This window comes from Micromonospora sp. S4605 (assembly GCF_003176715.1).
In the GTDB taxonomy this organism is placed as follows: Bacteria; Actinomycetota; Actinomycetes; order Mycobacteriales; family Micromonosporaceae; genus Micromonospora; species Micromonospora echinaurantiaca.
Window position 1 is genome coordinate 1 of record NZ_QGSW01000360.1, and the last position, 9,162, is coordinate 9,162.

At 72.1% G+C, this 9,162-nt stretch carries 10 protein-coding genes and 1 pseudogene; 6 read left to right on the forward strand and 5 right to left on the reverse strand.

Translation table 11 applies throughout. The annotated features are described in order from the left end of the window. The first annotated feature begins 201 nt into the window (after window positions 1–201). Window positions 202–768, forward strand: coding sequence for a GNAT family N-acetyltransferase (locus DLJ47_RS30455; protein WP_233258102.1), 567 nt, complete (start codon window positions 202–204; stop codon window positions 766–768). Window positions 769–772: 4 nt separating this feature from the next. Here DLJ47_RS30455 and DLJ47_RS36005 read toward each other — a convergent pair whose 3' ends face one another. Further along, a complete protein-coding gene (locus tag DLJ47_RS36005) occupies window positions 773–934 on the reverse strand; it encodes a hypothetical protein (RefSeq protein ID WP_157748110.1) in 162 nt (53 codons plus the stop codon). Window positions 935–1,020: 86 nt separating this feature from the next. Continuing rightward, window positions 1,021–1,587, reverse strand: coding sequence for a hypothetical protein (locus DLJ47_RS30460; protein WP_233258103.1), 567 nt, complete (start codon window positions 1,585–1,587; stop codon window positions 1,021–1,023). A 48-nt stretch (window positions 1,588–1,635) separates the two neighbouring features. Between DLJ47_RS30460 and DLJ47_RS30465 the strand changes: the two genes are divergently transcribed. Continuing rightward, window positions 1,636–3,306 (forward strand): recombinase family protein, encoded by a 1,671-nt coding sequence (locus tag DLJ47_RS30465; RefSeq protein WP_233258104.1) that lies wholly within the window; start codon window positions 1,636–1,638, stop codon window positions 3,304–3,306. Between the two features lie 49 nt (window positions 3,307–3,355). Continuing rightward, a complete protein-coding gene (locus DLJ47_RS30470) occupies window positions 3,356–3,607 on the forward strand; it encodes a hypothetical protein (protein ID WP_146228232.1) in 252 nt (83 codons plus the stop codon). 61 nt (window positions 3,608–3,668) lie between these two features. Here DLJ47_RS30470 and DLJ47_RS30475 read toward each other — a convergent pair whose 3' ends face one another. Next, window positions 3,669–3,857: a DUF397 domain-containing protein gene (locus tag DLJ47_RS30475; protein ID WP_109905185.1), complete on the reverse strand. Its 189-nt coding sequence runs from the start codon at window positions 3,855–3,857 to the stop codon at window positions 3,669–3,671. Next, window positions 3,844–4,402 (reverse strand): annotated as a pseudogene (locus tag DLJ47_RS30480) (DUF5753 domain-containing protein); the annotation flags it as partial. The gene DLJ47_RS30475 and the pseudogene DLJ47_RS30480, both read right to left, overlap by 14 nt. A 312-nt stretch (window positions 4,403–4,714) precedes the next feature. Here DLJ47_RS30480 and DLJ47_RS30490 point away from each other — a divergent pair. The 3 genes from DLJ47_RS30490 (at window position 4,715) to DLJ47_RS30500 (ending at window position 8,207) form a co-directional block, all read left to right on the forward strand. Continuing rightward, window positions 4,715–6,001, forward strand: coding sequence for a glycogen debranching N-terminal domain-containing protein (locus tag DLJ47_RS30490; protein WP_109905187.1), 1,287 nt, complete (start codon window positions 4,715–4,717; stop codon window positions 5,999–6,001). An 84-nt stretch (window positions 6,002–6,085) separates the two neighbouring features. After that, window positions 6,086–6,865: an amylo-alpha-1,6-glucosidase gene (locus DLJ47_RS30495; protein ID WP_109905189.1), complete on the forward strand. Its 780-nt coding sequence runs from the start codon at window positions 6,086–6,088 to the stop codon at window positions 6,863–6,865. A gap of 40 nt (window positions 6,866–6,905) precedes the next feature. Next, entirely contained in the window at window positions 6,906–8,207 is a 1,302-nt protein-coding gene (locus DLJ47_RS30500) for an NAD(P)/FAD-dependent oxidoreductase (RefSeq protein ID WP_109905191.1), read from the forward strand. 166 nt (window positions 8,208–8,373) lie between these two features. Here the strand turns inward: DLJ47_RS30500 and DLJ47_RS30505 are convergent, their stop codons facing one another. After that, on the reverse strand, window positions 8,374–9,159 hold the full coding sequence (locus DLJ47_RS30505; RefSeq protein WP_109905193.1) for a spermidine synthase: 786 nt from the start codon (window positions 9,157–9,159) through the stop codon (window positions 8,374–8,376). Window positions 9,160–9,162: the final 3 nt, after the last annotated feature.

A 9,162-nucleotide genomic window follows, 5' to 3' on the forward strand; every position in this document is an offset into this window, starting at 1 on the left:
CCACCACCCCGCGCACGTTCACCGAATGAGTGGCTGTCCGGCGGCAAACAGCCACTCGTCCACTGAGAGTGCGCCTCCGGGAGTGGGCGAGTGCGGGACGCGTGGGCGCGGGTGATCCGCGGGTGACGCCCGGCACAATCCGGGCGCCGCGGGGGGTAACCCGCTGGACGTCGACCGGAGCCGGGGCCACAGTTGTCCGCCGTGAGATATCTGCGCACCGCCGGTCCGGCCGGCATCCGCCGCCCCCGACCGGCCGACGAGGCCGAGTTCATCGCGGCCGCCCGGCGCAGCCGCGAGCTGCACCACCCCTGGCTCGCCGCCCCGGCCGACCCGGCGGCGTACGCCGCGTACCTGGCCAAGATCCGCCGGCGGGACCACTCCGGTTACCTGATCTGCGACCGGGCCAGCGGGGAGATCGCCGGGTACGTGAACATCAGCGGGATCCTGCTCGGCGCGCTGCGCGGCGGCTACCTCGGCTACGCCGCCTTCCTGCCGTACAGCGGCACCGGGCACGCCTCGGCCGGCATCGGCCTGGTGATCGAGCACGCCTTCACCGTGCTGGGCCTGCACCGGCTGGAGGCGAACATCCAGCCGGGCAACGAGCCGTCCCGCCGGGTGGCCCGCAAGCTGGGCTTCCGGCTGGAGGGGTACTCGCCGGAGTACCTCTTCATCGACGGGGCCTGGCGGGACCACGAGCGCTGGGCGATCACCGCACCGGCGGCCGGACAGGCCGGTGCCGGCCGCCCGCGGGCGACCGGCACCGGATGACGGCTCAGCGTCCGGGCCGTCGCGCGTCGCCGCGCTGCATGCCCAGCCGCTCGATGCGGCCCTGCTTGTGCTCGACCCGCCGCCGCTGCCGCGGGGTGAGCCGGGTGCGGCCGCTCTGCCGCAGGTAGATCGGCTGCCGCTGGTCGTTGGACATCGGCGTGCTCATCGGGTTGCCTCCCGCTCAGATGGGACCGACCACCAGGCTCCGCCGCCGCCGGGTGAGCGCACCCCGCCCGAACCGGGTGAACCGCGCTAGCTGCCTGGCCGGGGGAACGCCACCGGGCTGCGGTGCCCGTCCCGGCCCACCGCCCGCACGCCGAAGAAGACGTTGTCCTTGGACAGGTCGATGGTCACCTCGGTGACGTCGCCGACCGGGATCACCCGCTGCCACTCCGCCGCGGTGGTCTCCCGCCACAGCACCTCGTAGCCGGCCAGGTCCGGCTCGTCGCCGCGCTGCCAGCGCAGCGTGGTGTCGTTGGTGAGGTTGCTGGTGACGATCACCGCGCCCTTCGGGGTGCCGGGGGCGTTCGGCTCGGTGAACCGGCCCGCCGGCCAGCCCTCGCGCAGGAACGAGATGTGGTCGCTGCCGCGCAGGTAGCGGTCCCGCCGGTAGATCACCCGGACCCGCATGCCGGTGGCGGAGTTCTCGGCGGTGTCGACCACGAACCGGGCCAGCTGCCGCGACGGCGAGTCGTTCTCGCCGCCGACGGACTGCCGGGTGGCCGCCTCGGCCGGCGTCTCGGCGGTCGGCACCCCCTCGGCGAAGAGCCGCACGCGGTGCGGGTCGCGGATGCCGTCGTCGGCGGTGCTGCTGCCCACGATGTCGTTGCATAACATGGCCCGCCCTGAACGTGTAAGGTGATCTCCATGCTGGACCTAGCCGCCCTGCTCCTGAAGCCCGCAGAGGACCTTGATGGCCTCACCGCGCCGGGCGACCTCGCCCGCGAACAGTTGGGCCTCGACCTGCTGCCTTCCCACGCCCAGTCCTTCGCTGGGATGCACGTCGCCATCTACCTCCGCATCTCCGATGACCGGGACGATGACGAGAGCGGCGTGCGACGGCAGGCGAAGGACACTGTCGGGTACGTTCTGGCGCGGGGTGCTACCCAGATCACGTTCTATGTCGAGAACGACACGTCGGCGTTCAAGAAGAAGCGCATCACGCTGATCGACCCCGAGGGCTTCCGGTACTACGTGTGGCGCGTCATCCGGCCCCGGTGGCAGAAGATGCTGTCCGCTCTCCGCACTGGCGCACACCAGGGCGTCTGCGTCTACAACATCGACCGCCTGGCCCGTGACTCCCGGGACCTGGAGGACGCTATTGAGCTGGCCGAATACTACCGCCGCCGCTTCGAGGGGACCAGCGGCTCGCTGGAGCTGAACACCGACGACGGCCGGGCCATGGCTCGGGTCATGGTGGCCATGGCGAACAAGGCCAGCGCCGACACGTCCCGCCGGAACAAGCGCAAGCACCAGGAGCTGGCCGAGGCGGGCATCCCCGTCGGCGCCCACCGCCCGTTCGGCTGGCAGGCCGACAAGCGCACGAAGGACAGCGTCGAGGCTGCGGAGATCGTGCAGGCCGTCGACAAGATCCTGGCGGGCGTGACGCCCACGGGGATCATGCACGACTGGCACGACCGGGGCATCCTCACTCCCCGCGGTAACACGTGGAAGTGGTCGCCGTTCCTGTCGATGCTGCGCAACCCCCGGCTGTGCGGGCTGCGGGCCAGGATGGTGCGGACGCCGGACGCGACCGGCCGCGTGAGCGACCGCTGGGAGATCGTCAAGAAGCCCGACGGCACCGAGGTCGTCGGCCAGTGGGAGCCGATCCTCTCCCGCGAGAAGTGGGACGCGCTGATCGCTCGCATCGGCGAGAGGGCGAAGCCGGCGCTGGACTACGAGGTGGGCGGCAATCGCAAGTACCTGCTCTCCGGGCTGGTGCGGTGCGGCAAGTGCCAGCACCACCCCCGCATGACGGGCGTGAGCAGCCTGATCCGCGGCAGCCGGTACTTCCGCTACCAGTGCGACGGCAAGCTGGACGGCGGGTGCGGCAGCAACACCCGGAACATGCAGAAGGTGGACGACCTGATCCGCGAGCTGGTGTTCGAGCACGACGACAAGCTGGCCGATGCCGGCGAGCCGGTCGCCGAGGCTGACGCCGGGGACCAGGAGCGCCTGGCCGACATCGACGAACTGCTCCAGGAGCTGTGGAACCAGTGGAAGCACGCGGACAGGAGCCAGAGGCTGCCGTCGAAGGACTACTTCGCCATGCGGGCTGAGCTGATCCGGGAGCGGGACGAGCTGCTGGCCGCGCAGTCGATGGTGGAGCGCCAGACGGTGTCGGCGGACCAGGCCAAGGAGGTCCGCAAGCGGTGGAAGACGGCGACCATGCACGAGAAGCGCGCCTTTATCGAGCGGTACGTGGAGGCGGTCATCATCCTGCCGATCGAGCCGGTGTGGAACGAGGAGAAGGGCCGGGTGGTCCGGCCGACTGGACGGGACTTCAACGAGGATCTGATTGACGTGGTGTGGCGGTAGGCCGGAGACACAGAAATGCCCCCAGCGTGATGCTGGGGGCTGGGCTCTCGTGCGAGAGCCCGACAGCCGGTGGACGCTGCGTCGGCGTGACTGGCGCACCGAGAAGCTGTCCGACCCCATGCACACCAGCGAGAAGCCGCTGGAGCCCTACGGGCCGGTGGTCGACTGGGCCGCCAAGCACGTTGGACAGCAGGACTGGACGGGCGATGACCATGAACTGGTCGAGCCCACGTACCCGTACATCCGTCGAGTGCTGAAGACCGCCACCACCGTGCCGGTGATCCCGCCGAACCAGAAGTAGCCGAAGAACCGAAGGCCCGGCTCCCCAGTGTTGGGGGGCCGGGCCTTCTTGCGTTTCCGGGTCAGTGCTTCTTGGCGAACTCCACGAACGAGCGCCAGGCCCGCGGAGCGAACGCGAGCATCGGGCCGGACGGGTCCTTGCTGTCGCGGACGGCAACCACGCCGGGCAGGTTGTCCGCTACCTCAACGGGGTCGCCACCACTCGTGCCGCTGCGAGTCGACTTCTTCCATCGCGCGTTACTGAGGTCCATGCTGGCTCTCGACTTCCTTCACCAGGGCGACTGATAGGGCTTGGGAGAACAACACCCCGCACGCCCTCCCATCTGGCCTGATGCGTAGCCACTCCATCCGCGGAGTCGATGACCGAGCCGGCAAGCTGGTTCTCCAGATGGCCGACCCAGCTCCCGTCGGGCAGCATCCCCAGCGCGAGCGGGCCGGAAAGCCCCACGTGCAACCCAGCGTCGGCGGGGATGACGTGGATATGCACGTGGGGCAGCTCGGTCATGCGCAGCAGGTGCGCGATCTGCTCGCCCATGATCGCGTCCCGGCGCCGCAGCGCTGGCTCGTCGATGACGGCGACGACCTGGGGCGGGCGCTCCCTGGTGAGGATGTTCTGCCGCTCCAGCCGGGCGGCCACCTGCTGCTCGACCTCGGCCTCCGGGCAGGTGTCGTCGAAGCGCAGCACCGCGCGGGTGTAGTTCTCCGTCTGGAGCAGGCCGGGGATGAGGTTGGGGCTGAAGTAGCGGAGCTGCTTGGCGGCGCGCTCAGCCTCCAGCCAGGGCTTGAACCAAGCAGGTCACGCAGGTCCCGGTCGGGGGACTGCGGCCGCACCGGACGGCCCGGCCCGGCGGGCGGGCCGTCGTGTGCGGCGGCGGGCTCGGCCAGCAGGGGCACGGCGACGGCGGAGGCGGTGGCGGCGGCGGACGCGGACAGGAAGGTGCGCCGGGTGGACCTCGTGGGTCGGTCGCCGGCGGTGTCGTGAGATCCCATCACCGCATGTTCGCCATCGACGGCGGTGGTTGTCCATATCGTCGGTCGTGGATGTGCGCCGGTTTTCACCCGGAGCGTGTGATGACGGACGGTGATCGTCGTTCCTACGGTGAGACGTATGACTGCCGTCCGTGCGACGCCCGTGGATCCCACCCCCGGCCTGGTCGCCACCGCCTGGGAGGGCGGTGACCAGCGGGCGCTGCCGCCCGAGCTCGGCCCGGACTCGCTCGCCGTGCTCAGCGGCCCGACCTTCATGTACGCCGACCGCTGCGGAGACGTGCCGCCGGGCAGCATCGGCGGCCTGGTGCACCTGGACACCCGGCTGGTCAGCGCGTGGGTGCTGACGGTCAACGGTGGCCGGCTGCTCGCCTTGCGCTCGGAGACGGTCCAGCACTACTCGGCCCAGTACGTGCTCACCAACCCGGAGCTGCCCGACCTGCCGACGAACAGCCTCGGCGTGCGCCGGCTGCGCTACGTGGGCGACGGCTTCCACGAGCGGTTCACTATCGCGTCGTTCCGCCCCGAACCGGTCCGGTTCGAGCTGCGGTTGGCCGTGAGCGCCGACTTCGCCGACCTGTTCGAGGTGAAGTCGGGCGTCCGGGACCGCTCGGCACAGATCACCCGCGACCACCAACCGGACCGGCCGGAACTCTGCTTCTCGTACGCGGCGGACGGGTTCGCCGCGGAGACCCGGGTGCGCAGCTCGATGCCCGTCGCCCGGATCGACGGCGACGAGCTGGTCTGGGAGATCGAGCTGTCACCGCGCGAGGAGTGGGAGGTGGACCTGCACGTGCCACTGCCGCCGGGGATGGGGGTGGTGGAGCCGGTCCGCGGCGACATCGCCGACGTCATCCACCAGCGGGTCGACGACCCGGTGCGCCGCTGGACCACCGACCGGGCAGTGCTGAGCAGCGACAACGAGACGCTGACGCGGACGGTGCGCAAGTCGCGCGACGACCTCGCCGCGCTGCGGCTCGAACTCGAGGTCAAGGGGCAGCGGATCGTGCTGCCCGGCGCCGGCCTGCCCTGGTTCCTCACCGTCTTCGGCCGGGACACCTTGATCACCGCGTACCAGACGCTGGGGGCCGGGCCGATGCTGGCCCAGGGGGCGCTGCTCGCGCTGGCCCGGTTGCAGGGGCGGCGCTGCGACGACTTCACCGACGAGGAGCCCGGCAAGATCCTGCACGAGGTACGCAGCGGCGAGCTGACCCGCACCGGGGTGAAGCCCTACACGCCCAACTATGGCACCGCGGACGCCACCCAGCTCTGGCTGATCCTGCTGTCGGAGTACTGGCGGTGGAGCCGCGACGACGAGACCGTGCGGTTGCTGCGGGACAACGCGATCGCCGCGCTGCACTGGATCGACGACTACGGCGACCGGGACGGCGACGGCTACGTCGAGTAGGCCACCCGCTCGCCGGAAGGGCTCGGCAACCAGTGCTGGCGGGACTCGCCGGACGGGGTCTGCTTCGCCGACGGCCGGATACCGGTGCTGCCGCTGGCCACCTCCGACCTGCAGGGCTACACCTACGACGCGAAGCTGCGGCTGGCCGAGCTGGCCGAGGGGCCGCTCGCCGACCCGGCCCTCGCCGAACGGTTGCGCGCCGACGCGGCCCGGCTGTTCGAGCGGTTCAACCGGGACTACTGGATCGACGAGCGGGGCGGCTACTACGCGGTCGCGCTCGACGGCGACAAGAACCGGGTCGACGCGATGACCTCCAACATGGGGCACCTGCTGTGGAGCGGCATCGTGCCGGCCGAGCGGGCCGCGGCGGTGGTGCGGCAGTTGATGTCGGACGACATGTTCTCCGGCTGGGGCATCCGGACCATGGCCCGCAGCGAGCGGCTCTACAACGCGCTCGGCTACCACCTGGGCACCGTCTGGCCGCACGACAACTCGCTGGCCGTGCTCGGCCTGGCCCGCTACGGCTACCGGGACGAGGCGAACCGGATCAGCCTGGCGCTGCTGGACGCCGCCGGGCACTTCGACTACCGGCTGCCCGAGGCGATGAGCGGGTTTCCCCGGCAGCGGTTGCTCTTCCCGGTGCCGTACCCGACGGCCTGCAGCCCGCAGGCGTGGGCCACCGGCACCCCGCTCGCGCTGACCCGGGCGATGCTCGGCCTGGAGCCGGAGAACGGCCGGCTGACCGTCGACCCGCACATCCCGCCCGAGGTCGGCCGGATCACCATCGAACGGCTGCGGGCCTTCGGGCACCAATGGGACCTGGAGGCGGTGGGCGACGCCGGGTACGTCCGGCTTTCCGGCTGAGTCCACGTTTGTCCCCCCGGTCGGTGGGAACGGGGCCGCAATGACGAAACCTCGTGTGGTGATCGTGGGGGCCGGGTTCGCCGGTTACCACGCGGCGAAGACCTTGAGCCGGCTGGCCCGGAACAAGGCCGAGATCGTGGTGCTGAACTCCACCGACTACTTCCTCTACCTGCCGCTGCTGCCCGAGGTGGCCGCCGGGGTCGTGGAGCCGACCCGGATCGCCGTGCCACTGGCCGGCACGCTGAACGGGGTACGGGTGGTCATCGGCGAGGCCGACCACGTCGACCTGCAGAACCGCTGGGTCGGGTTCACCCAGCCGGAGGGGGACCGCAACCGGCTGGCGTACGACCGGCTGGTGCTCGCCGTGGGCAGCGTCAACAAACTGCTGCCCATCCCCGGGGTGACCGAGTACGCGCACGGCTTCCGCGGCCTGCCAGAGGCGCTCTACCTGCACGACCACGTGGTCCGCCAGATTGAACTGGCCGAGCAGGCCGAGGACCCGGCCGAGCAGCGCGCCCGGGCCACCTTCGTGGTGGTCGGCGCCGGCTACACCGGCACCGAGGTGGCCGCGCACGGCCAGCTCTTCACCGACGCGCTGATGGCCCAGCGGCCCCGGCTGAAGATCCGCCCGCGGTGGATGCTGCTCGACATCGCCCCCCGCGTGCTGCCCGAGCTGGACAAGCGGATGTCGGACACCGCGCACCGGGTGCTCGACCGGCGGGGCGTGGACGTGCGGATGGGCACCTCGGTGGCCGAGGCGACCCCCGACGGGGTCAAGCTCAGCGACGGCGAGTACGTGCCCACCTGCACCCTGGTCTGGTGCGTCGGGGTGCGCCCCGACCCGTTCGTGGCCGAGCTGGGCCTGCGCACCGAACGGGGCCGGCTGGTCGTCGACGAGTACCTCACCGTCCCCGGCTTCCCCGAGGTGTACGCCTGCGGCGACGCCGCCGCGGTGCCCGACCCGACCCATCCCGGGCAGATGTGCACGATGACCGCGCAGCACGCCCAGCGCCAGGGCAAGCTGGCCGCGCACAACATCGCCGCCTCGTACGGGCAGGGGCGCCGTCGGCCCTACCGGCACCACGAGCTGGGCTGGGTGGTCGACCTGGGCGGCAAGGACGCGGCGGCGAACCCGCTGAAGGTGAACCTGGCCGGACTGCCCGCCAAGGCGGTCACCCGGGGCTACCACCTGCTGGCCATGCCCGGCAACCGGGCCCGGGTCGGCGCCGACTGGATGCTCGACGCGACGCTGCCCCGGCCGGCGGTGCAGCTCGGCCTGGTCCCGGCGAACGCGGTGCCGCTGGAGAGCTCCTCACCCGAGATCGCCGTCCGGGCCCGCTGAGCGCCGCTGGGGCGAGGTCGCCGTCCGGCGCGGTGTGCAGGCGAGGGCGCGGCCGACCGCTGAGCATCCCGCGACGACGGCGCGGTGAGCACCCAGGCGCGGGCGCGGGCGCGGCCCGGATCGCTGAGCACTCTGTGACGACGGCGCGGTCCGGCGCGGTCAACGCTCAGGCGAGGGCGGCGTCGGTGGCCGGGCGGGCGCCGGCCACGAACGTGTCCAGGGCCGGGCCGTGCAGCACGCCGCCGGGCACCGGGTCCCGGAGGGCGACCACCGCCAGCCGGCCCACCGGCAGCCGGCCGGGTCGCCGGGCGGCGGCCAGCACCAGGTTGCCGTAGCGCCGGCCGCGCAGCATCCGCCGGTCGGCGACCAGACAGACGTCGGCGAAGGCGGCCCGCAGGGTGGCCACCTGGACGCGGGCGAAGACCAGCGGCGGCAGGTCGGTCACGTTGACCAGGTAGATGCCATCGGGTCGCAGGACGCGGGCCGCCTCGGCGGCGAACTCGACGGTGGTCACGTGCCCGGGCATCCGGGCCGCCCGGTAGATGTCGGCCAGCACCAGGTCGTACCGCCCGGTCGGGGCGTCGGCCAGCGCGGCCCGGGCGTCGGCGACCTCGATCCGCACCTGCGGCGGGAGCGCCGGCAGCTCCCGGGTCACCAACTCGACCGCCGCGGGATCCCGCTCGACCACCAGCTGCGCCGAGCCGGGCCGGGTGGCGGCCAGGTAGCGCGGGAGGGTCAGCGCGCCGCCTCCGAGGTGCAGCACCGCCAGCGGGCGGGCGGCCGGCGCCGCCAGGTCCGCCACCGCCGCCATCCGCCGCACGTACTCGAAGTGCAGGTGGCGCGGGTCGGTGACGTCCACGTACGACTGCTCGACGCCGGCGGCCAGCAGCGTACGCCCGCCGGGGCGGGCCGGGTCGGCGACCAGCTCCAACCGGTCGGCGGCGCGGTCCATGGC

Excerpts from the sequence above, each read along its gene's own strand:
- DLJ47_RS30490 (WP_109905187.1), top strand. The coding sequence starts at position 4,715 with ATGACTGCCGTCCGTGCGACGCCCGTGGATCCCACCCCCGGCCTGGTC.
- DLJ47_RS30465 (WP_233258104.1), top strand. The coding sequence starts at position 1,636 with ATGCTGGACCTAGCCGCCCTGCTCCTGAAGCCCGCAGAGGACCTTGAT.
- DLJ47_RS30500 (WP_109905191.1), top strand. The coding sequence starts at position 6,906 with ATGACGAAACCTCGTGTGGTGATCGTGGGGGCCGGGTTCGCCGGTTAC.
- DLJ47_RS36005 (WP_157748110.1), bottom strand. The coding sequence starts at position 934 with ATGAGCACGCCGATGTCCAACGACCAGCGGCAGCCGATCTACCTGCGG.
- DLJ47_RS30505 (WP_109905193.1), bottom strand. The coding sequence starts at position 9,159 with ATGGACCGCGCCGCCGACCGGTTGGAGCTGGTCGCCGACCCGGCCCGC.
- DLJ47_RS30475 (WP_109905185.1), bottom strand. The coding sequence starts at position 3,857 with ATGGACCTCAGTAACGCGCGATGGAAGAAGTCGACTCGCAGCGGCACG.